Genomic DNA, 21,591 nt, shown 5'->3' with positions numbered 1-21,591 from the left:
AAGCCGAATCTAGGGACCGGCCGGCAGAGGCGCTAAGAGTAGGAGACACCTGCCTGTCCGCAGCCACTACTCAGTTAAACACTGATGCACCCGAGCCCGAAGGCTGGGGTGCATCAGTGTTTAGAGCAACTGGCCTGTGAACGGCCGGGCCTACTCGTTGTGCGAGTAACCCTTGGCGAGCTCCGTGGTGGTGTCGGAACGGCCGATGCTGAATGCCACGAGGTACATGCCGGTCGCAGCAATCAGCAGGACTGCCATGGGCCAGACATTGTCCAGGGTCAGCCAGTTAACCGCGTAGATGGCGCCAAGGAAGATGGCGAACATCACGGCGAAGATGAGGACGTTGCTGACCAGATGGCCCTCGCCCGAGTGTGAAGGCTGCTTTGACCGTGTTCCAACCATGAAGTTCTCCGTTTCAAAAAGTGTCAGTAGCTATGCCGGTCAGTAGTCCGACGTGGCTTTGCTTCCATTAACAATAGCGATTCCCGAGCTCGCTCCGATACGCGTGGCTCCTGCATCGATCATTGCCTGTGCGTCTTCGAGGGAACGGACACCGCCGGAAGCCTTGACTCCGAGGTCCGGGCCGACCGTACGGCGCATCAGCGCGACGTCGTCGGCCGTCGCTCCGCCGCCGTTGAATCCGGTGGAGGTCTTCACGAAATCAGCGCCGGCTTCGACGGAGGCTTCGCAGGCCAGAACCTTCTGCTCTTCATTGAGCAGCGAGGTTTCGATGATGACCTTGAGGATGCCACCGGCAGCGTGGACGGCGTCGGCCACTGCGGCGATGTCCCTGACCAGGGCAATCCGGTCGCCGCGGCGGGCGGCTGCGATGTCAATGACCATGTCGATTTCATCCGCACCGTCCTGAAGCGCCCCCTGGGCTTCGAAGACCTTCACTTCGGTGGTGGTGGCGCCCAGCGGGAAGCCAATGACCGAGCAGGTGAGCACTCCGCTGCCCTTCAGGGCATTGTGGACGGTGCCGACCCAGAGCGGGTTTACGCAGACGGACTTGAACTGGTATTCAGCGGCTTCGGAGCAGACCCGGAGGATGTCGTCGCGGCTGGCCTCGGGTTTGAGGAGCGTGTGATCAATATACGAGGCAATGGGTGTAGACATGGGTTCTATCTTGCCATAGCGGAGTTGAGGCGCGTGGCCGGGATCACTGCCGGCGCCGGAGAAGTACCGCGGTTAGTGCCATAGCAAAGACCCGGCCGCCTTATGTTCTTCGGCCGGGTCTTTGCGGTGACGCTGTTAGTCCCGCGTGGGCCACATTCCGAAAATGGAAACAACGTTCGTTTTCACGGTTACTTTTTCCGAGGCTGCCGCGGAAACAGATGCGGCCGACGCCGGTGCCGCCACACCGGCCCCGGTGATGACAGCGGTCAGCAGCATTGCTGCACCAAGCTTTTTCATGTTCTGCTCCTAGGAAGATGTAGGACTGAGGAATTCAGACACTTGGAGTATAGCCACACGTCAAGCTGAGAAAATATTGATTCTGTTGCTGGTGCGGCAATCCTGCGGGGAACCTGCGGTGGTGTTAGGTTTAGTGATTCTGGAGCCGGGCGGCGTTTGCTGGAAGGAACCGGTGGCAGCTCCCATAAGCCCGAATCCCTCTGGATGAATACCGTGAGAAGGTGCCTGACACGTGGATAGCAATACAGCGTTCGTCTTGAACGAATACCGTGCCATGCAATCGCAGCAGCAACGGGATTACCGGGCCGCCATAAGTCATTCGCGGTCCGCAGCAGAAGCCGCACGGAAAAGCGGGGACGCTTTAGGCCTTTGTCGCATGGAGTTTCAAACGGGTCAGCTCCAATTTGACCTCGGGCTGATTCAGGATGCCATTGCAACCTGCAGAAGGCTGCTGAATTCCGACGCGATAAAGCAGTATGCCGACTTCGAGTCCCGCACCCGAGTGCTCTTGTCGCGCATTTTCCATAATGACGGTCAAATGCACGATGCGCTCAAAGTCGCGAGGGAAGCCTCACGCATTCCGGCGGACGACCTGTCGCTGGATGCACGCCGAAGTGTTCAGCACGCGTTGGTCGCTGCGCTTGCTGAGGATGGCGATACTGAGGCGGCATGGGCCGAGGCCATGAATCTTGCCGGCATGCTGGAGGGGGAAACCAGCTACTACGATCTCGGAGTTGCACAGTGGACCATCGGGAACGTGGCGTTTATGTCCGCCCGGCTGGATGAAGGACTGGCGTACCAAAGCCTGGCAATGGAAAACCTGTCACGCTTGGACAACGTCAATCTCTGGGCCCAATTCAACAAGGCAACCGCGCACATGCGCTTGACGGCGGGGCTTACCGGGCCGGAAACGGCAGAGTTCGTAGAGCGGGCCGAGGTGGCCTTTGCTGTCGCCGGAGGTAAGGAAATCGATCTGTACGAAGTCCGGATCACACGTGCCTGGTGGGAACTTGCGTCCGGGAATCCATCCACCGCGGAAGAGCTGCTGCGTCCACTGGACAAGGAGCTTGCTGGTCCCTATCCCTTCCTTCAAGCGCGGGTGCTGCTGTTATTGGCACGCTGCTTCCACGCCCTGGGGCGCACCGGCGAGGCCCTGAGAAGTGCCAGACAGAGCGAAGGCATCTTCATCGAGGTCGGTGCCGACGTGTTTGCGTCCGAGTCCCGGGCGTTTGTTGCAGTCCTTCAGGAGGCGCCGACGTCATGATGTGCCATGAAAAATGGTTTCGGAGTGGGGAACTCGATATTTAAGCATCGAAGGCGCACAATACAGACTTAGGTACCGATCCGGGGCGGTCATGCTGTGGCCCTTCGGTACGGTGAAGCAGATCCGCTGCATTGAGGTCCTGCGCGGCGACTTGGGGGAAGCTATGGCAAGACACGACACCGCGGACCGCAGCGGCGCAGAACCGTCCACCGTCACACCGGGAAACGCACGTACGTCTCCCGGACAGGGGCTGCAGTGCCCGCCACCTCTTGGGACGGTCCAGGTGAGCCTGGCTGATGAGGGCCACCTGGTGCTGGTGCTCCCACCCGGAGAGGTGGTTACCGGGTCCATGGCTGCCCAAGCAGCCGAGGAAATCGACCGCCTGGCTTCCCTGCACAGCCTGCCAATGCTCCTGACCCTCTCCGGGGTCGAGTCTATTTCCCGCAGCGCCCGGGATGTCTTCAGCGCCGCGCGGTCCCTTACCGCCGTCGCCGTGCTGGGGATCTCCCCGGTGGATCGGGTGATAGCCAATTTCCTGCTCGGGGGAGAGGTCCAGCCGTGTCCCACACGGTACTTCTCCTCGGAAGATGCGGCGCTTAGATGGCTGAAGCGGTACAGCGCGTGACACTGGAGCACGGTCAGGATGTAACGTCGGATCCCCGCCTGGACCGGATCGTCGAGGGCATTGTCAGTATCGCGGCCGGAAACCTGACGGCCCGCATCCCCATCTCGCCGACCCGGGACCAGATCGACGCCGTCAGCACCGGTATCAACCTCCTGGCAGCCGAACTGGACGACGTCTACCAGGACATGGAACACCGGGTGGAGTCCCGCACGCTGGAACTGCGGGAAGCACACCGGCAAATGGAGCGGATGGCCTTGTCGGATCCGCTCACGGGGCTGGGGAACCGGATAGCCCTGATGCAGCAGGTGGAGCTGTCCCTCGAGGACATGGCCGGCGGAGCGGCGGCGCCCGGCGTCCTGATGATTGATTTGGACGGTTTCAAGGAAATCAATGACAGTTTCGGGCACCGGGCAGGTGACCTGGTGCTGCAGGAAGTCGCCTCCCGGATGCTCGCATCCGTCCCGGAGGGAAGCCTCGTGGCGCGGCTGGGCGGCGACGAATTCGCCGTGCTGCTCCCCGCCGTCGGGCGGCCCTCCGCACATGGCGTTGCCGAAGCGATCCAGGCCTCCCTCGGAGTCCGGATTCTCGTGGAGGAACTGGATGTCTGGCCCCGGGCAAGCATCGGTGCCCATGTGGCCCAGGCAGGGCAATCCGCGGAAGACCTGCTGCTGTATGCCGATACGGCAATGTACGTGGCGAAGGAGGAAGGCCCGGGGCTGATCAGGTCCTTCGAACCTGTGATGCTCTATGCCCGCCAACTGCGCCGGGAGATGGTTTCTGAACTGCGGAACGCCGTGGACCGGGACGAGTTCCGTCTGGCGTACCAGCCGGTGGTTGACCTGGTGACCGGCCGGATGCAGGGCGTTGAGGTCCTGCTCCGCTGGGAGCACCCGACGCAGGGGCTGACCATGCCGGATGCCTTCATTCCGATGGCCGAGGAAAGCGGTGCCATCCTGCGTATCGGGCGCTGGGTGCTGCGGTCCGCACTGGAGCAGCTGGCAGCCTGGCGTGCGGAAGGGCGGAGCCAGGAGGGATTCCACGTCCGTGTGAATGTTTCGCCGTCCGAGCTGCAGAACATGGACCTGGTGGACTATGTCCGGGCTGCCCTGCGGGACACGGGTGCGGCGCCGCAGGATCTGGTCCTCGAGATCACGGAGAGCGCCTTTGTTGGCGGCGGGGACGTGGAGACCTACTCCATGAGGTCACTCAAGGCTCTGGGCGTCCGCCTGGAAATCGACGACTTCGGTACGGGCTATTCATCCATCAGTTATCTGCGCAGGCTGCCGGTGGACACGGTCAAGGTGGACCGGGCCCTGATTGCCGATATCAGCCGTGACGAGGGCCAGCTGCAGTTTGTCGACGCAGTCCATCGGCTGATTCAGGCCGCCGGGATGGAAGCGGTTTTCGAAGGCATCGAAACACGCAACCAGGCGGGGCTCCTGCGCCGGATGGGCTGCTCCAGCGGGCAGGGGTACTTCTTCAGCCGGCCCCTGACGGCTGATCAGGTGGGGACGCTCCTGGCCAGCGGCAGCCGTCTGCCGCTGGCCACCGAACTGCTGGCCTGATCCGCTCCGGCGGACCTGGTTCAGGACCCTTTCAGGACCCGGTAGCGCAGGAACACGACCCCGTTGCCAAACCGTCTCTCCTCCAGCAGCTCGAGCTCCAGACGGAGCCCGTCCGGCAGGAACCGCTTCCCGCCGCCAATGACCACGGGTGAGAGCAGCTGCTGCAGCTCGTCGACCAGTCCCGCTTTCAGTGCCTGGCCGGCGAGGTTCGCACCGCCCACGGACACGTCGCCGTCGGACGCCTCGACCAGGGCCCGCACGGCAGCGGGAGCGAATTCCCGCTCCAGCCGGGTGCGCGGCGCGGTGACTTCGGAGAGGGACCGGGAAAAGACCACCTTGTCCGCCGCCTGCCAGATCCGGGCGTATTCCAGGATGGCAGGGGGCTCGCCTTCGGCCGGCACTGAATCCCAGTACGTCATCACCTCGTACAGCTGCCGCCCGAGCAGATACGTACCGATGCTGCGGTCGAGTCCGTTGACGAAGCTATGCACCTCTTCATCGGGCATGCTCCAGTCAAAGGATCCGGCCTCATCCGCTACGTACCCGTCGAGCGAAGTGATGCTGGTGTAGATCAGCCGTCCCATGCCGGCCTCCCGCCTGGTTAGAGTCCCAGGGCCGTCCGTACATCCGCCAGCACGGCGTCCAGCGTCGCGCGGGCATTCGAACGCGCCGCCGGCAGCTCCGCGGCCGAACCGACGGGCTCAATCACCTCGAGGTAGCACTTGAGCTTGGGTTCGGTTCCGCTGGGCCGGATGATGACCCGGGTGTTGTCCCGGGTAATGTAGCGCAGCCCGTCTGTGGGCGGAAGGCCGTTGGCGCCCTCCGCGAGGTCGACGGCGGTGTCCACTTCCGAGCCGGCGAAGGATTTCGGCGGGTGCTCGCGCAGCCGCTGCATCATTTCGGTCAGCAGCCCCAGGTTTTCCACCCGGACGGAGAGCTGGTCGCTCTGGTGCAGGCCGTGCTTCAGTGCGAGCTCGTCGAGTTCGTCAAAGAGCGTGCGCCCCGCAGCCTTCAGTGCGGCCGCAAGTTCCGCGATCAGGACTCCGGCGGAGATGCCGTCCTTATCCCGGACCTGCCCGGGTGCAACGCAGTATCCCAGCGCTTCCTCATACCCGTAGACCAGGTTCGGCACCCGGGAGATCCACTTGAAGCCGGTGAGGGTCTCCTGGTGCTCAAAACCTGCAGCGTCCGCAATGCGTGCCAGCAGGCGGGAGGAAACAATCGAGTTGGCGAAGACGACGCCGGCGCGGGTCTTCTCGCCCCGGACCTTCCAGCGGCCGTCCGCAATACGGCGGGCGATGTGGCGGCCCAGCAGGGCACCCACTTCGTCGCCGCGGAGCATGCGCCATTCACCGGTGGCCGGATCCTTGGCGGCGACGGCGGCGCGGTCGGCGTCCGGGTCGTTGGCCAGGACAAGGTCCGCGTCCCGGTCCACGGCAAGCTTCAGGGCCAGGTCCAGTGCACCGGGTTCTTCCGGATTGGGGAAGGCGACGGTGGGGAAGTCCGGGTCCGGCAGTGCCTGCTCCGGAACCAGGGTGACCGAGGTGAAGCCGGCGCCGCGGAGTACGGCGGACATGGTTTCGCCGCCGACGCCGTGCATGGGTGTGAGGACGATGTCCAGGTCCCGTGCGGGGTAGCCTTCGCGGTGCGCGAGGTCGTCCACGCCGCCGATGTAGTCGGCAATCAGTGACTCGGAGACTTCGGTGTAGCCGTCCGGTGCCAGCTCAATGGACTCCAGCGGCACGGTGTAGTCGATCCGGGCGGCAATCTCGGCGTCGTACGGGGTGACGATCTGTGCGCCGCGGCCCGGCCCCTTGACCGTGCGTCCACCGAGGTAGACCTTGTAGCCGTTGTCCGCCGCCGGGTTGTGGCTGGCGGTGACCATGACGCCCGCATCCGTGTCCAGCGCACGCACCGCGTAGGCGAGCAGCGGCGTCGGCAGCGTGCAGGGCAGCAGGAACGTTTCAATGCCCGCGGCACCGAAGACGGCAGCTGTTTCCAGGGCGAAGTCCTTCGACTTGTACCGGGCGTCGTAGCCGATGACGGCGCTGGGGGTCCAGCTGTCGCCGGCAGTGTCCTGGAGGAAGGACGCGATACCGGCAGCGGTGCGCCGCACCACCACGCGGTTCATCCGGTTGGGGCCGGCGCCCAGCTCCGCACGCAGCCCCGCCGTCCCGAATTCCAACGTGCCGGCGAAGCGGTCCGCCAGTTCTTCGGCCGCCGCCGCTGCCGCAGCGTCCGTACCGTCCGAGATGGTGCGCAGGAGGGTGCGGAGCTGGCGCACAGTGTCAGGATCGGGATCGCTGTCGGCCCATTCCTGCGCGACGGCGGTGAGTTCTTCGAGTTCAGCGGGAATCAGAGTCATGTTGTGTACCTACTGTTGTGGTGCTGGTGCGGATAGCTGAGCGGCGCCGAAGCTGCTAGATCTTGTTGATGATCTCGGCGAGCAGCTTGGAAATGCGCGGTCCGGCGGCCTGTCCGGCTTCCAGGACCTCACCGTGGCTCAGTGCCACCGGGCTGATGCCTGCTGCCAGGTTGGTGACCAGGGAGATCCCGAAGACCTCCATGCCGGCGTGGCGCGCGGCGATGGCTTCGAGGGCCGTGGACATACCTACCAGGTCGGCGCCGATGGTCTTGGCGTAACGGACCTCGGCGGGGGTTTCGTAGTGCGGCCCCGTGAACTGGGCGTAGACACCTTCATCGAGGGTGGGGTCCACGGTGCGGGCTACATCGCGCAGGCGCGAAGAGTAGAGGTCGGTCAGGTCCACGAACGTGGCGCCTTCGAGCGGGGATGCGGCCGTGAGGTTGAGGTGGTCGCTGATGAGCACCGGGGTGCCGGGCTGCCAGTCGGGGTTCAACCCGCCGCAGCCGTTGGTGAGGACCATGACCTTGGCGCCGGCGGCTGCTGCCGTGCGGACGCCGTGGACGACGGCGCGGACACCCTTGCCCTCGTAGTAATGCGTGCGTGCACCCAGGACGAGGGCGCGCTTGCCGTCGGTGGTGAGGACGGAGCGGATGGTGCCGACGTGCCCCTGCACGGCCGGAGCGGAGAAGCCCGGGATATCGGCGGCGGAGAGCGTAGCAGTGGTCTCGCCGATCAGTTCGGCGGCTTCACCCCAGCCGCTTCCGAGCACGAGGGCAATGTCGTGGGAGGGCACGCCGGTGTGCTCTGCAATGTAGTCGGCGGCCTGCTGGGCAAGTTCAAATGGGTCGTTAGTCACTTAACAAACTTACAGCCTGCAGGGACCACCGGAGTCCGCGCCGGAGGCCGCCGTTTGAGCAGCGTCACTCGATGGGACAGAATAGAGCCTTGTGACCAGCCAACTAGATTTTACTGCCCGGAAACTCGCGATTCTCGGAGGGGGCCCCGGCGGCTATGAGGCTGCCCTCGTGGCGGCATCCCTCGGTGCGGACGTAACCATTGTCGAACGGCAGGGGCTGGGCGGCTCCGCGGTGCTCACCGACGTCGTTCCTTCCAAGACGCTCATTGCCACCGCCGACGTGATGACCCGGATGAACGCTGCCCGGAACCTCGGCGTGGAATTCGGCGACGTGGCCTCCCCGGTCTTCGCGGACCTCAAGGTGGTCAACCACCGTCTGCTGGCCCTGGCCAAGGAGCAGTCCAATGATATCCGCAGCACCCTCGAACGGGTGGGCGTGAAGGTGAAGATCGGCGACGGCCGGCTGCTGGACAACTCCACCATTGAGGTCACGGCCCCGGACGGCACCGTGGAAACGGTCACGGCCGAGGCGCTGCTGATTGCCACCGGTGCAAACCCCCGCGAGCTGGACACATCCGTGCCGGACGGCGAGCGGATCTTCACCTGGAAGCAGATCTACAACCTCACCGAGGTTCCGGAGCACCTGATTGTCATCGGCTCCGGCGTGACCGGCGCTGAATTCGCGTCCGCCTACAACGGCCTGGGGAGCAAGGTCACACTGATCTCCAGCCGCGACCGCGTGCTGCCGGGCGAGGATGCGGATGCCGCCGTCGTCCTGGAGGACGTCTTCCAGGCCCGCGGCATGACGGTGCTTAGCCGGTGCCGTGCGGATTCCGTGAAGAACACCGGTGACGGTGTGCTGGTGACCCTCGCGGACGGGCGCACCCTTGAGGGCAGCCACTGCCTCGTGGCCGTCGGCGCCATCCCGAACACGGCCGGAATCGGTCTGGAAGAGGCCGGCGTGCAGCTCGACGAGCGCGGCCAGATCCGGGTCGACGGCGTCTCCCGCACCACGGCGGACAATGTCTACGCCGCAGGGGACTGCACCGGTGTGTTCAACCTGGCGTCCGTGGCGGCCATGCAGGGCCGCATCGCGGTGGCGCACCTCATGGGCGACGGCGTGAGGCCGCTGAAGCTCAAGACAGTGGCGTCGAACATCTTCACGTCCCCGGAAATTGCATCCGTGGGTGTCACCGAGGCCGACGTCGCCGAGGGCCGCTACCAGGGCGACGTCATCAAGCTCTCCCTGCACACCAACGCCCGCGCCAAGATGATGGACGTCAAGGAAGGCTTCGTGAAGATCATTGCCCGCAAGGGCTCCGGAAGCGTGATTGGCGGCGTCGTGGTGGGGCCGCGTGCCTCGGAGCTGATCTTCCCGATCGCCATTGCCGTCACGCAGAAGCTGCATGTGGATGACCTGGCCAACACCTTTGCCGTGTACCCGTCCCTCACCGGATCCATTTCGGAGGCTGCCCGGCGGCTGCACGTGCATCTGTAGGGATTACTCTTTTCATTCCCGCGTCCGCGGCGGATTATCCGTCGCGGGCGCGGGATTTTTTATGTCCGGATTAGTGGATTGCGGGAAGCCCATTGCCCGGTTTTCCGGAGCGGCAGATGACGGATGACGAAATATGTGTCCAGTATTTGGACAGAAATCTCACATGACGGACTCAGGCTCCTAGGATATGGATACTTCAATTCCTCTTGCGAAAGAGTTCCAATGTCTACAAAGAATCCCTCCGCGTCAGCGGCGCCGGCTAAAGCCAATTCCAAGGGCCGTGTGATTGTTGCCAGCCTCGTCGGAACCTCCATCGAGTTTTATGACTTCTACGTCTACGCAACGGCCGCGGTCCTGGTCTTTCCCCGGTTGTTCTTTCCAAACGCCGAGGGGGTAACCGCCCTGCTCAGCTCGTTCGCCGTGTTTGGGGTGGCCTTTATTGCACGGCCGCTGGGCTCCATCGTCTTCGGGCACTTCGGTGACAGGGTGGGCCGCAAGGGAACCCTGGTGGCCTCTCTGCTGACCATGGGCATCGCCACGTTCCTGATCGGCTGCCTGCCGACCGCGGAAAACGGCTGGACGATCCTTGCTCCGGCAATGCTGGTGGTCCTGCGGTTTGCCCAGGGCCTGGCCCTAGGTGGGGAATGGTCCGGAGCAGCGCTGCTCGCCACAGAGAATGCACCGGCCAACAAGCGTGCCGTCTGGGGAACCTTCCCGCAGCTGGGCGCGCCGATCGGCTTTATCCTGGCCAACGGCCTGTTCCTGCTGCTGAGCTTCCAGCTGGATGCCGAGCAGTTCGACTCCTGGGGCTGGCGCGTGCCGTTCCTGGCCAGCGCCGTCATGGTGATCATCGGCCTGTACGTCCGTCTGAAGCTGGTTGAGACGCCGGCCTTCCAGAAGGTTGTGGATTCGGGCGAGGTCAGCAAACTGCCCCTGAGCCGCGCCTTCAAATACAGCTGGCGCCAGATGATAGCCGGCACCTTCATCATGCTGGCAACGTATGTGCTCTTCTACTTGATGACCACCTTCACCCTGTCCTACGGCACCGCTGCCAAGTCCGAGGAAGCCGCCCGTGCCGCGGCGGAGAAGAGCGGCAAGGTATTCGACCCCGAAACCTTCGCCGCCGGCCTGGGCTACGCCCGCAACGATTTCCTGATCATGCTGATTATCGGCGTGGTGTTCTTCGGAGTCTTCACGCTCGTCGCCGGTCCGCTGGCGGAGAAGTTCGGACGCCGCAAGACACTGCTGGTGGTGACCGCCGGCATCTTCCTCTTCGGCTTCACGTTCTCGCCGCTGCTGGGCGGCGGAACCGTAGGGGTGATGGCGCTGCTGATCATTGGCTTCACCCTGATGGGGCTGACCTTCGGACCCATGGGAGCCCTTCTGCCCGAGCTGTTCCCGACCAATGTGCGCTACACGGGCTCGGCCATTGCCTACAACTTCTCCTCGATCCTGGGTGCGGCAGTGGCACCGTTCATCGCCGTCGCCCTGTGGCAGGCCGCGGACGGCAGCCCGTGGCTGGTGGGCATCTACCTGTCCTCCATGGCGGTGCTGACCCTGGTAGCCCTGTTCGTGACGAAGGAGACGCGCGACGTCGACTACGAAAACAACTCCAGTGAGGCCGTGAAGGTCGTCTAGCCGGTTCAATGCAGCAGGCCCGGTTCCCTTGGTGGGAACCGGGCCTGCTTTATTTTCGGTGCTTCTGCTGGTGTCTCCCCGTTTGTCCGGGATTAGTCCTGGATGGAGGCGATGACGGCACCGGCGGAGACTGTCACGCCGGGGAGGGCGCTCAGGCCCGTGATGGTGCCGGACTTGTGCGCAGTCAACGGCTGTTCCATCTTCATGGCTTCCAGCACCACGACGAGGTCGCCCTCGTTGACTTCGGCTCCATCCTCGACGGCAACCTTGACGATGGTTCCCTGCATGGGGGAGGTGAGGTCGTCGCCAGCGGCAGCGGTGGACGCTCCGCCCCGGGAGCGTTTGCGGGCCTTGCCGTTGCCCCGAGTGCCGTTGGACGCGCCGTTGGCAGGGGTGCCCAGCCCGGCCGGCAGCACCACTTCCAGCCGCTTGCCGCCTACCTCGACGGTGACGCGCTGGCGCTCGTCGTCGTCGCCTGTTCCCGGTTCGCCGTTCCACGCCGGAATGGTGTTCACAAACTCGGTCTCGATCCAGCGGGTATGCACGCCGAACGTGTCCTCGCCCGTGAATGCGGGGTCTGCTGTGACGGCGCGGTGGAAGGGCAGCACGGTGGGGAGCCCGGCGACGTCGATCTCCGCCAGCGCGCGCCGCGCCCGCTCCAGTGCCTGGCGGCGGGTGGAGCCGGTGACAATCAGCTTGGCGAGCATGGAATCGAAGTTCCCGCCCACGGTTTCACCGGCTTCGATGCCTGAGTCCACGCGGACGCCCGGCCCGGTGGGCAGCTTGAATTCGGAGACCGTGCCGGGAGCGGGCATGAAATTGCGGCCCGGGTCTTCACCGTTGATGCGGAACTCGAAGGAGTGTCCGCGCACTTCGGGATCGCCGTAGCCCAGTGCTTCGCCGCGGGCGATGCGGAACTGTTCGCGGACCAGGTCCAGCCCCGTGACTTCCTCGGACACCGGGTGTTCCACCTGGAGCCGGGTATTGACCTCCAGGAAGGAGATGGTGCCGTCCTTGCCGACCAGGAATTCGCAGGTTCCGGCACCCTGGTAGCCGGCCTCCTTCAGGATGGCCTTCGACGCCGAGTAGAGGCTGGCGTTCTGTTCCTCGCTGAGGAACGGTGCCGGTGCTTCCTCGACCAGCTTCTGGTTGCGGCGCTGCAGGGAGCAGTCGCGGGTGGAGATAACAACTACGTTGCCGTAGGCGTCGGCCAGGCACTGGGTTTCCACATGGCGGGGTGCGTCAAGGAACCGCTCGATGAAGCATTCGCCGCGGCCAAACGCGGCCGTTGCCTCGCGTACGGCGGAATCAAACATCTCGGGGATTTCCTCGCGGGTCCGGGCCACCTTGATGCCGCGTCCACCCCCCCCGAATGCAGCCTTGATGGCCAGGGGGAGTCCGTGCCGGTCCGCGAAATCCAGGACGTCCTGAGCGGATTCCACCGGATCCTGCGTGCCCGGAACCAGCGGGGCGCCGACCTTGGCGGCGATGTGCCGGGCCTGGACCTTGTCGCCCAGGGAGGAAATCGCGCTGGGGGAGGGGCCGATCCAGGTCAGTCCCGCGTCAATGACGCGCTGGGCAAATTCGGCGTTTTCCGAGAGGAAGCCGTAGCCCGGGTGGACGGCGTCGGCGCCTGCGCGGGCTGCGGCGTCGAGGATCTTTCCCATATCCAGGTAGGACTCGGCGGCGGTGCTGCCGCCCAGCGCGTAGGCCTCATCTGCGAGGCGGACGTGCAGGGCATCGCGGTCCGGATCGGCGTAGACCGCAACGGCGGCAATTCCTTCGTCTCGCGCGGCCCGGATAACCCGTACGGCAATCTCGCCGCGGTTGGCAATGAGGATCTTGGTGAGTGCCTTTGCGGGGGTCGCAGCAGGCGCGGGCGTGTTCTGGCTCATTGGTGCACTGGCTCCTTTTGATCTCTTCGGAGCCTAGCGCGGTTTTGTGGTCTCGGGCCATAATACGTGCTGTTTCTGCGTGGGAACGGTCCGTTCGTTGTGGGGATTCTACAAAGCGGAGGCTGCCCGGGTGTGAGGCGATGCGCCTCCCAGCTTTCCTCCACATGTCGATTGGGTTTGCTGGCCGCTTCACCGTCGGTGCTGCAGGGGTGGGGCAGACATGCTGGTGAGTAGTTGCTGGACTTATGAGACCACCCAGTCCGCTTCCTGATGCGCTCCGCACCCAACCCTTTACTGTCTTGGAAGCTAAAGTGCACGGCGTCGGAGCGGAACGTCTCCGTGCATCCGATCTGCGTGTCCCGAGCCGCTCGATCCGCGTGCCTCGGGGGATGCCTGGCGATCTGGCGGGGAGCTGCAGACCATATATCGACTTGCTGCCGGACGCGGTCATCAGCCACGCCACGGCTGCCAGGCTGCATGGCTTGGTGCTGCCGCGGCGGCTCGCGGAGGAACCGCTGCTGCACCTGAGCCGGCGTCCCGGGTATGGGATGCCGCGACGACGAAATGTGGTGGGACACCGGCTCGATCTGTCCGAGCCGGAGACCGAGGTGGTCATGGGCCTGCCCGTGACCGGGATTGCCCGCACCTGGATGGATCTCGCGGGCGCATTGTCGTCTGATGAGCTGATTGTTATGGGGGACCAAATCATCAGCGAGCATCACCGGAGCTTTGGCCCGCCGCGATTGGCTCTCGTTCCGTTGGAAGAGCTTAGGGAATTCATTACGGGTAAGGCACATGTTCCCCATCTCGCTAAGTGCCGAAATGCCTTGGACTGCCTGCGGGTGGGCGTAGATTCGCCGCCGGAGACCCTGCTGCGGCTTATGCTGCTGAAGGACCCACAGCTGCCCGAATTCCTGCCCAATGTTGCCATCTGCAATACCGGGGGAGAGGCCCAGGTATGGACGGACCTCGGGTGCCGGGAATTCCGAACATGTCTCGAGTACGACGGCGCGCACCATCTCACCCCGGAACAGCAGGCCCGTGACCACTACAGGGATCTCAAAACCGCCGAGCTGGGCTGGATGCAGGTGAAAATCAGCAAAACTGACTTCGCCCAGGGGCAGCACCGCGTCCGGGCAAAAGTGCGGCGCGGTCTGGCAATAGCTGGATGGCGTCCCGTATAGGGCAGCGGGGATCCGCGTTGATAGTACAGATAATGGGGCTCTGTGCCCCGGATAAGCCCGTTATCTGTACACCGATGGGTGATCAGCGCCGGATAAGCCCGTTATCAGTACACCGATAGGTGATCAGCGCCGGATAAGCCCGTTATCTGTACAGAAGATGCAGGGCAGGGGCGCCCGCCACGCGAAAGAAACTACTTCCAGAGGTCGATGATCCGCACGTCGGCGCTGGCCAGAAGCTGGCGGAGCGTCGACACGGAGAGCCCGACGACGGCGTGGGGATCGCCGTCGACCCGCTCGATGAACGCCCCGCCCAGGGAATCGATGGTGAAGGAGCCGGCCACCTGCAGCGGCTCACCGGTGGCGATGTACGCCTCGATCTCTTCCTCGGTCAGCTTCGCAAAATGCACCTCAGCCGAGGAAACCGCACCCAGGGTCGCCCCGGAGCCGTCTTCGTCGGTATCGCGGCAGTCCACCAGCCAGTGCCCGGTGTGCAGCACCCCGGAAGACCCGCTCATCCGGCGGATCCGTTCGCGCGCGACGTCGGCCTCCCACGGCTTGCCGTGCGCCTCGCCTTCGAACTCGAACACTGAATCGCAGCCGATCACCAGTGCCCCGTCCGCCTCCGGCAGGGAGGCTACGGCTTCTGCCTTCGCGCGGGCCAGCAGCAGGGCCGTGTCGTGGGGGTCCGTCATGCCGTAGCGGGCGGTGACGGCATCTTCATCCACGTCGGAGACGAGGACGGTATGGGCAATGCCGGCATCGGTCAGCAGCTTGGTACGGGCGGGGGACGCGGAGGCCAGGATGAGGCTCAGATTCGGGTTGGTCACGGGATCAAGCCTAGTGCCGGTGCGGACCGGCCCGGAAACCAAAAACGCCGGACCGCCCCCGAAGGGACAGCCCGGCGTTTACTGCAGGAGGAGTCAGCTCTTGGACTCGACGAGCAGCGGAACCTCGATTTCCTCGGAGTCATCCGCGAACGGATCGCCCTGCCGGCGGGCGTTGTACAGCCCGGCATCCAGCAGTCCGTTGCGCTTGGCCACGAGGGTGGGGACCACGGTCTGTCCGGCCACGTTGACGGCGGTGCGGCCCATATCCAGGATCGGGTCGATGGCCAGCAGCAGGCCGACGCCGGCCAGCGGCAGGCCGAGGGTGGAGAGCGTCAGCGTCAGCATCACGACGGCGCCCGTGGTGCCTGCCGTGGCAGCCGAACCCAGCACGGAGACCAAGGCGATCAGCAGGTACTGCGTGAAACTCAGGTCAATTCCGAAGAACTGGGCCACGAAAATCGCGGAGATTGCCGGGTAGATGGAGGCGCAGCCGTCCATCTTGGTGGTTGCACCCAGCGGCACGGCGAAGGAGGCGTAGGCCCGGGGTACACCGAGGTTGCGTTCGGTCACCCGCTGCGTCAGCGGCAGTGTTCCCACGGAGGAGCGGGAGACGAAGGCCAGCTGGATGGCCGGCCAGGCGCCGGAGAACCACTGGCGGATGGAAAGGCCGTGGGCCTTGATGAGGACCGGGTACACACCAAACAGCACCAGGAACAGGCCGATGTAGATGGTCAGGGCGAACATGCCCAGGGAGCCGATGGTGTCCCAGCCGTACGTCGCCACGGCGGTGCCGATGAGGCCGACGGTGCCGACCGGAGCCAGGCGGATGATCCACCACAGGACCTTCTGGATGACTGCCAGGGCAGAGGCGTTCAGCGCCAGGAAGGCTTCGGCGGGCTTGCCGACCTTCAGGGCGGCGATGCCGACGGCGATGGCGATCACGAGGATCTGCAGCACATTGAAGCTGACGCTCGTGGTGACGTCACCGGACTCCGCAACCTTGGAGCTCGCACCGAGGCCCAGGAAGTTAGCCGGCACCAGGCCGGTCAGGAATCCTACCCAGCTGCCCTGGCTTCCGCTGAACTCGCTGCCCTCGACGTCGGCATTGCTGCCGGGCTGCATCAGGACGCCCAGCAGGATGCCGATCGTTACGCTGATCAGCGCCGTGATGGCGAACCAGAGCAGTGTCTGCCAGGCAAGCCGGGCGGCGTTGGACACGGCCCGGAGATTGGCGATCGAGCTGACGACGGCCGTGAAGATCAGCGGGACGACGGCGGCCTTCAGCAGCGATACGTAGCTGGTGCCGATCGTGTCCAGCGTGGTGGTAAGCCAGTTCGGTTCGTCGTCAACGGTGCCCATGGACTTGGCCAGCAGGCCCAGCGCGAGGCCCGCAATGAGGGCGGCGATGATCTGCGGGCCGAAGGACGTTGCCCACTTGGGCAGCCGCCGGGCAGGGGATTTCGGGGAAGAGGTCTGTGAGGTCACCCGAAAGACTCTAGCTGCCGTTCCTTATCAGACCTGTCTCGAAGTTGCGAAATGTTACGCAGGCCTTGGCGGGCAGCGCCGGGTCGCCGGTTCGGCAATCCCCGGCAATCCCCGCCAGTCCCTGCAGCTGCGCCAGTGGCCCGGGGCATTCCCCGGGCCACTGTGACGAAGATCGCAGAACCGCTATCCGTCCAGCAGTGCCCGCCGCAGGGTGTCCAGGCCCACGGAACCCAGCTGCAGGGCACGGGTGTGGAAGGCCTTCTGGTCGAACGCGTCGCCCTCGCGGGTGCGGACCTCGTCGCGGATCTGCTCCCAGAGCCGCTGGCCCAGTTTGTAGGAGGGCGCCTGGCCCGGCCAGCCCAGGTAGCGGGTGAACTCGAAGTTCAGCTGCCCCTCGCTGATGGACATGTTTTCCTTCAGGAACGCGTAGCCCTTGTCGGCGGTCCAGGTGCCCTCGCCCCAGCGCTCGGGAATCTCCAGTTCCAGATGGACGCCGATGTCAAAGACCACGCGCGCTGCCCGCATCCGCTGCGCATCCAGCATGCCCATCCGGTCACCCGGATCGCTGAGGTAGCCCAGCTGCTCCATCAGCCGCTCGGCGTAGAGCGCCCAGCCCTCGCCGTGGCCGGAGACCCAGCAGACATTCCGCCGCCAGTCGTTGAGCAGCCCGCGGGACGCCGTCGCCGTCGCAATCTGGAGGTGGTGGCCCGGAACGCCCTCGTGGTAAACGGTGGTGGTTTCCTGCCAGGTGGTGAAGGTGTCCTCACCGGCCGGCACGGACCACCACATGCGGCCCGGACGGGAAAAATCGTCGCTGGGCCCGGTGTAGTAGATGCCGCCCTCCTGCGTGGGGGCAATCATGCACTCGATCCGGCGCATTGGCCCGCTGATCTCGAAGTGGGACCCGGCGAGGTCGGCAACGGCGCGGTCTGCCAGGTCCTGCATCCAGGCCTGCAGTTCATCCGTTCCGTGCAGCTGGCGTGCCGGATCCGCGTCCAGGATCCGCATCGCCTCGGCCACGGTCGCACCGGGCCGGATCTGCTGGGCCACGGCTTCCTGCTCCGCGATGATGCGGTCCAGTTCCTCGACGCCCCACCGGTAGGTCTCCTCCAGATCCACGGCGGATCCGAGGAACTGGCGGGACATCAGCGCGTAACGCTCCCGGCCCACGGCATCCGCCGCCGGTGCAGCGGGAAGGAGTTCCTCCTCCAGGAAGGAGGCCAGGCCTGCATAGGCGCGGCGGGCCGAGTCGGCTCCGCTCCGTACCTCTGCCAGCAGTCCCTCAGACAGTTCGCCGCCGTCGGACAGCGAGGCGTTGGCGGCGAGGGCAGCGAAGAATCCGCCGTCTTCGGCATATGCGGAGGCCTGCTCCATCACGATCTTTACCTGCCGGCGGGCAGCCACCCGGCCGCGTTCGATTCCGCTGCGCAGACTGGTGATGTAGCCGGCGACGGCATCCCCTACGTTGTTCAGGCGGCCCGCAATATGGTGCCACTGTTCCTCAGTGTCCGTGGGCATGAGGTCGAAGATGGTGCGGATGCCCTGCGCGGGGGAGGCAATGTTGTTCAGTTCGGCCAGGTCCCAGCCCGAGGCGTGGATCTCCAGGTCAAGGCCGAGGCGCTCGCGCATGGCATCGAGGGTCACGCGGTCGACGTCGTCCGCCGGCTCCAGGCCGTCCAGCCGGCTGAGCGTCTCCCGGACGGCTTCGGCGTAGGACTCAAGGCCGGCCGGCGAATAGTCACCGTATTCGGTCTCCCGCCCCGGGATGCCCAGGGACGTGGCGAAGGATGGATCCAGGTGCAGGAAGGTGGCGGTGAAGGCATCGGCAACGGCGTCGATGGCGGTGGGCTGGCGCGCGGGGGCGCTGCCGGCAGAGGGGAACTCGGGCGGGGAGGATGGTGTCGTTTGGCTCACAAACGTAGCCTAACCGCACACCCGCCCGGGGGTCCCAATGTGTCTAGCGGAAGCTCCGCCGCCAGGAGCCGGGACCGGGTTTCGGGTCCAGGCGCAGGTTCCGCCGGCGGACCCAGGCCCGGTGTGCCGGCCGGGCAGGGGGAAGCGGTGCGGCCTGCGCGCCGAGCCCGGCGACGACGGCGGCCAGGGCTGCCAGCTCCTCTGGGGTGGGGTTGCCGGAGACCACCGAAAGCAACGGCTTCGGTTCCAGGTCTCCGGTACCGACAGCGTCTGCGGTACCTACGGCGTCTGCGGAACTCACAGCGGCATGTTTCCATGCTTCTTGGCGGGCAGGGAGGCCCGCTTGTCCCGCAGGGCCCGCAGGCCGCGGATGAGCTGCAGGCGCGTCTCCGAGGGGGCGATCACTGCATCCACGTAGCCGAGCTCGGCAGCCTGGTACGGGTTGAGCAGCTCGTCTTCATACTGTTCGATGTATTGGCGCCGCACGTCCTCAACGTCGCCGCCGGCGTCGGCCGCTGCCTTGAGCGGGGCGCGGTAGAGAATGTTCACGGCGCCCTGGGCACCCATCACGCCGATCTGCGCGGTGGGCCACGCGAGGTTGATATCGGCACCGAGCTTCTTGGAGCCCATCACGATGTACGCGCCGCCGTAGGCCTTGCGTGTGATGACCGTCAGCTTGGGCACGGTGGCCTCGGCGTAGGCATAGAGGAGCTTGGCGCCGCGGCGGATGATGCCCTGGAATTCCTGGTCCTTGCCGGGCAGGAAGCCGGGGACGTCCACGAAGGTCAGGATCGGGATGTTGAAGGCATCGCAGTTGCGGACGAACCGGGCCGCCTTTTCGGAGGCGGCGATGTCCAGGGTGCCGGCAAACTGCATCGGCTGGTTGGCGACGATGCCCACGGTGTGCCCCTCGACCCGGCCGTAGCCGATGATCACGTTGGGTGCGTACAGGGCCTGCATTTCCAGGAAGTGTCCGTCATCAAGGACATTTTCGATGACGGCCCGGATGTCATAGGGCTGGTTGGCGGAGTCCGGGATCAGCTCATCGAGCGCCAGATCAGCTTCGGTGGGCTCGGGATCGGAGTCGAAGGCGGTCAGCGGCGCTTCGGCGAGGTTGTTCGAAGGGAGGAAATCGAGCAGTTCGCGGACGAACTCGATGGCGTCCTCTTCATCGGAGGCCAGGTAGGCGGAGGTTCCCGTATTGGCATTGTGCTGCCGCGCGCCGCCGAGGGTCTCCATGTCCACGTCCTCGCCGGTGACGGTCTTGATGACATCGGGGCCGGTGATGAACATGTGGGAGGTCTTGTCCACCATCACCACGTAATCCGTGAGGGCGGGGGAGTAGGCGGCGCCGCCTGCGGACGGCCCCATGATCAGCGAAATCTGGGGAACGACGCCGGAGGCGTGGACATTGTTGCGGAAAATATCGGCGAACATGGCCAGCGAGGCAACGCCTTCCTGGATGCGGGCGCCGCCGCCGTCCAGGATGCCGATCACCGGGCAGCCGTTGCGCAGGGCAAATTCCTGCACCTTGACGATCTTCTCGCCGTTGACCTGGCTCAGGGAGCCGCCGTACACACTGAAGTCCTGGCTGTAGACAGCCACGGGCCGCCCGTCCACGGTGGCGTAACCGGAGACCAGCCCGTCACCGAGCGGCTTTTTCTTCTCCATGCCGAAGGCGGTGGAGCGGTGTACGGCCAGGGCATCGAACTCCACGAAGGATCCCGCATCCACCAGCAGGTCGATGCGCTCGCGGGCGGTGTGCTTGCCGCGGGCATGCTGCTTTTCCACGGCAGCCGCACCCGAGGGCACCGCTGCCATGGCCTGGCGGCGCCGGAACTCGGCAATCTTGCCGGCCGTCGTATGCAGGGACAGGTCCTGGTCGATGCTCAAGGGGGCCTCCGGGTGCTTCAGTTGAGACGCCGTTCGGCCTCCACAGGGAAGGCGGTGCGGGCGTTAAGTAGGTTCCGCACAAAATGCGTGGCGGTTTATCCAGTCTAATGAGCGCATGCAGGGGGACCGAGTGTAGAAAACCTACAATTTCGTCTCCCGCCGGTTGGTCCGGGCGCGTCGTGGACGGACAGCGGCGTACTGATGTTACTCACTAGTAACATCGGTGGAGGGTGCATTACCCTGTGGCTATGAGCATCCCCAACAGCACCCCGGAAACGGCGTCGCGGTCTCTGGCCGGACGCACCATCCTGATGTCCGGCGGCAGCCGCGGCATCGGCCTGGCCATCGCCCTGCGCGCCGCAGCCGACGGCGCGAATATCGCCATGCTGGCGAAGACTGCGGAGCCCCATCCAAAGCTGGAAGGGACCGTGTACACGGCCGCCGAGCAGCTGGAGGCAGCCGGCGGCAAGGCACTGCCGATCATCGGAGACGTGCGCCGCGACGAAGATGTCGCCCGTGCCGTCGAAGCCACCATCGAGCAGTTCGGCGGTATCGACATTGTCCTGAACAATGCCTCCGCCATCGATCTCTCCGGCACCGACGCCGTGACGATGAAGAGCTACGACCTGATGGCCGATATCAACACCCGCGGCACCTTTATGCTTTCCAAGTTCTCCCTGGACGCCCTGCGCCGCTCGGACAACGGGCACATCCTGACCCTTTCCCCGCCCCTGAACCTTGATCCCAAGTGGGCGGGCGGCTACCTGGCCTACACGATGGCCAAGTACGGTATGTCCCTCACCACCCTCGGCCTGGCCGAGGAACTGAAGAACGACGGCGTCGCCGTCAACTCCCTCTGGCCGGTGACCGGCATCGACACCGCGGCCATCCGCAACATGCCCGGGGGAGCAAAGCTGGCTGCGGCCTCCCGCAGCACGGACATCATGGCCGATGCCGCCCACGCCATCCTCACGCGCCCCAGCAGTTCCTCCACCGGCAACTTCTACACCGACGAGGAGGTGCTGCGGGAGGAAGGCATCACGGATTTCAGCCGCTACGCTCCCGGGGTCCCGGCGGACAAGCTGATGCCGGACTTCTTCCTCTGACCTTCCCCGCGGGAGGGGGCGCCCGGGATTGTCCGGGCGCCCGCGTAAGATCGGAACCATGCA

Annotated in this window: 19 protein-coding genes; 7 read left to right on the top strand and 12 right to left on the bottom strand. The window is 65.1% G+C overall.

Translation table 11 applies throughout. The annotated features are described in order from the left end of the window. Positions 1-150 precede the first annotated feature (150 nt). From QNO03_RS08430 to QNO03_RS08420, 3 genes are all read right to left on the bottom strand, one after another. Positions 151-402 (bottom strand): hypothetical protein, encoded by a 252-nt coding sequence (locus QNO03_RS08430; protein WP_229949840.1) that lies wholly within the window; start codon positions 400-402, stop codon positions 151-153. Positions 403-441: 39 nt separating this feature from the next. Further along, positions 442-1,116 carry a deoxyribose-phosphate aldolase gene (gene deoC, locus QNO03_RS08425; RefSeq protein WP_289602949.1) on the bottom strand — a complete coding sequence of 225 codons (675 nt, stop codon included), beginning with the start codon at positions 1,114-1,116 and terminating at the stop codon, positions 442-444. Positions 1,117-1,251: 135 nt separating this feature from the next. Beyond that, a complete protein-coding gene (locus QNO03_RS08420) occupies positions 1,252-1,413 on the bottom strand; it encodes a hypothetical protein (RefSeq protein WP_289602948.1) in 162 nt (53 codons plus the stop codon). 232 nt (positions 1,414-1,645) lie between these two features. On the opposite strand from QNO03_RS08420, the gene QNO03_RS08415 reads away from it, so the two are divergent. The 3 genes from QNO03_RS08415 to QNO03_RS08405 all read left to right on the top strand — a co-directional run bounded on the left by QNO03_RS08415 (position 1,646) and on the right by QNO03_RS08405 (position 4,867). Beyond that, a complete protein-coding gene (locus QNO03_RS08415) occupies positions 1,646-2,677 on the top strand; it encodes a hypothetical protein (RefSeq protein ID WP_289602947.1) in 1,032 nt (343 codons plus the stop codon). A 283-nt stretch (positions 2,678-2,960) separates the two neighbouring features. Then, on the top strand, positions 2,961-3,302 hold the full coding sequence (locus QNO03_RS08410) for a DUF7793 family protein (protein ID WP_289602946.1): 342 nt from the start codon (positions 2,961-2,963) through the stop codon (positions 3,300-3,302). Continuing rightward, the gene (locus tag QNO03_RS08405) at positions 3,278-4,867 is read left to right on the top strand and encodes a putative bifunctional diguanylate cyclase/phosphodiesterase (protein ID WP_289602945.1); all 1,590 of its coding nucleotides are present in this window, start codon (positions 3,278-3,280) and stop codon (positions 4,865-4,867) included. The genes QNO03_RS08410 and QNO03_RS08405 overlap by 25 nt, the downstream gene beginning before the upstream one ends. Positions 4,868-4,887: 20 nt before the next feature. On the opposite strand, the gene QNO03_RS08400 is transcribed toward QNO03_RS08405, so the two are convergent. The 3 genes from QNO03_RS08400 to QNO03_RS08390 are packed head-to-tail and all read right to left on the bottom strand — an operon-like array spanning position 4,888 to position 8,088. After that, positions 4,888-5,451, bottom strand: a complete 564-nt coding sequence (locus QNO03_RS08400) for a dihydrofolate reductase family protein (protein WP_289602944.1) — start codon at positions 5,449-5,451, stop codon at positions 4,888-4,890. Between the two features lie 17 nt (positions 5,452-5,468). Further along, positions 5,469-7,232 carry a phospho-sugar mutase gene (locus tag QNO03_RS08395; RefSeq protein WP_289602943.1) on the bottom strand — a complete coding sequence of 588 codons (1,764 nt, stop codon included), beginning with the start codon at positions 7,230-7,232 and terminating at the stop codon, positions 5,469-5,471. A 55-nt stretch (positions 7,233-7,287) separates the two neighbouring features. Continuing rightward, complete coding sequence (locus QNO03_RS08390) at positions 7,288-8,088, bottom strand: purine-nucleoside phosphorylase (RefSeq protein WP_229949857.1); 801 nt, start codon at positions 8,086-8,088, stop codon at positions 7,288-7,290. Between the two features lie 91 nt (positions 8,089-8,179). On the opposite strand from QNO03_RS08390, the gene QNO03_RS08385 reads away from it, so the two are divergent. Further along, complete coding sequence (locus tag QNO03_RS08385) at positions 8,180-9,586, top strand: NAD(P)H-quinone dehydrogenase (protein ID WP_229949859.1); 1,407 nt, start codon at positions 8,180-8,182, stop codon at positions 9,584-9,586. A 222-nt stretch (positions 9,587-9,808) separates the two neighbouring features. Further along, positions 9,809-11,224 carry an MFS transporter gene (locus QNO03_RS08380; protein WP_229949861.1) on the top strand — a complete coding sequence of 472 codons (1,416 nt, stop codon included), beginning with the start codon at positions 9,809-9,811 and terminating at the stop codon, positions 11,222-11,224. Between the two features lie 92 nt (positions 11,225-11,316). Here the strand turns inward: QNO03_RS08380 and QNO03_RS08375 are convergent, their stop codons facing one another. After that, positions 11,317-13,119 (bottom strand): acetyl/propionyl/methylcrotonyl-CoA carboxylase subunit alpha, encoded by a 1,803-nt coding sequence (locus QNO03_RS08375; protein WP_289602942.1) that lies wholly within the window; start codon positions 13,117-13,119, stop codon positions 11,317-11,319. A gap of 431 nt (positions 13,120-13,550) precedes the next feature. On the opposite strand from QNO03_RS08375, the gene QNO03_RS08370 reads away from it, so the two are divergent. Next, positions 13,551-14,303 carry an endonuclease domain-containing protein gene (locus tag QNO03_RS08370; RefSeq protein ID WP_289602941.1) on the top strand — a complete coding sequence of 251 codons (753 nt, stop codon included), beginning with the start codon at positions 13,551-13,553 and terminating at the stop codon, positions 14,301-14,303. A gap of 191 nt (positions 14,304-14,494) precedes the next feature. Here QNO03_RS08370 and QNO03_RS08365 read toward each other — a convergent pair whose 3' ends face one another. The 5 genes from QNO03_RS08365 to QNO03_RS08345 form a co-directional block, all read right to left on the bottom strand. Next, on the bottom strand, positions 14,495-15,130 hold the full coding sequence (locus tag QNO03_RS08365) for a Maf family protein (RefSeq protein ID WP_289602940.1): 636 nt from the start codon (positions 15,128-15,130) through the stop codon (positions 14,495-14,497). Between the two features lie 93 nt (positions 15,131-15,223). Continuing rightward, positions 15,224-16,615, bottom strand: coding sequence for a dicarboxylate/amino acid:cation symporter (locus QNO03_RS08360; protein WP_289602939.1), 1,392 nt, complete (start codon positions 16,613-16,615; stop codon positions 15,224-15,226). A gap of 183 nt (positions 16,616-16,798) precedes the next feature. After that, positions 16,799-18,529, bottom strand: a complete 1,731-nt coding sequence (locus QNO03_RS08355) for a DUF885 domain-containing protein (RefSeq protein WP_502874567.1) — start codon at positions 18,527-18,529, stop codon at positions 16,799-16,801. Positions 18,530-18,572: 43 nt separating this feature from the next. Beyond that, complete coding sequence (locus QNO03_RS08350; protein ID WP_289602938.1) at positions 18,573-18,830, bottom strand: acyl-CoA carboxylase epsilon subunit; 258 nt, start codon at positions 18,828-18,830, stop codon at positions 18,573-18,575. Further along, positions 18,827-20,350 carry an acyl-CoA carboxylase subunit beta gene (locus QNO03_RS08345; RefSeq protein ID WP_442860273.1) on the bottom strand — a complete coding sequence of 508 codons (1,524 nt, stop codon included), beginning with the start codon at positions 20,348-20,350 and terminating at the stop codon, positions 18,827-18,829. The genes QNO03_RS08350 and QNO03_RS08345 overlap by 4 nt, the downstream gene beginning before the upstream one ends. Positions 20,351-20,670: 320 nt before the next feature. On the opposite strand from QNO03_RS08345, the gene QNO03_RS08340 reads away from it, so the two are divergent. Next, positions 20,671-21,528, top strand: a complete 858-nt coding sequence (locus QNO03_RS08340) for an SDR family oxidoreductase (protein ID WP_229949878.1) — start codon at positions 20,671-20,673, stop codon at positions 21,526-21,528. Positions 21,529-21,591: the final 63 nt, after the last annotated feature.

It is taken from the genome of Arthrobacter sp. zg-Y877 (genome assembly GCF_030373105.1).
Taxonomy (GTDB): domain Bacteria; phylum Actinomycetota; class Actinomycetes; order Actinomycetales; family Micrococcaceae; genus Arthrobacter_B.
This window is presented reverse-complemented; position numbering and strand designations above follow the sequence as displayed.

Bases quoted from the DNA above. Each gene is read 5' to 3' on its own strand.
- QNO03_RS08430 (WP_229949840.1), bottom strand. From the start codon at position 402: ATGGTTGGAACACGGTCAAAGCAGCCTTCACACTCGGGCGAGGGCCAT.
- deoC (WP_289602949.1), bottom strand. From the start codon at position 1,116: ATGTCTACACCCATTGCCTCGTATATTGATCACACGCTCCTCAAACCC.
- QNO03_RS08420 (WP_289602948.1), bottom strand. From the start codon at position 1,413: ATGAAAAAGCTTGGTGCAGCAATGCTGCTGACCGCTGTCATCACCGGG.
- QNO03_RS08405 (WP_289602945.1), top strand. From the start codon at position 3,278: ATGGCTGAAGCGGTACAGCGCGTGACACTGGAGCACGGTCAGGATGTA.
- QNO03_RS08400 (WP_289602944.1), bottom strand. From the start codon at position 5,451: ATGGGACGGCTGATCTACACCAGCATCACTTCGCTCGACGGGTACGTA.
- QNO03_RS08395 (WP_289602943.1), bottom strand. From the start codon at position 7,232: ATGACTCTGATTCCCGCTGAACTCGAAGAACTCACCGCCGTCGCGCAG.
- QNO03_RS08380 (WP_229949861.1), top strand. From the start codon at position 9,809: ATGTCTACAAAGAATCCCTCCGCGTCAGCGGCGCCGGCTAAAGCCAAT.
- QNO03_RS08375 (WP_289602942.1), bottom strand. From the start codon at position 13,119: ATGAGCCAGAACACGCCCGCGCCTGCTGCGACCCCCGCAAAGGCACTC.
- QNO03_RS08345 (WP_442860273.1), bottom strand. From the start codon at position 20,350: ATGGCAGCGGTGCCCTCGGGTGCGGCTGCCGTGGAAAAGCAGCATGCC.
- QNO03_RS08340 (WP_229949878.1), top strand. From the start codon at position 20,671: ATGAGCATCCCCAACAGCACCCCGGAAACGGCGTCGCGGTCTCTGGCC.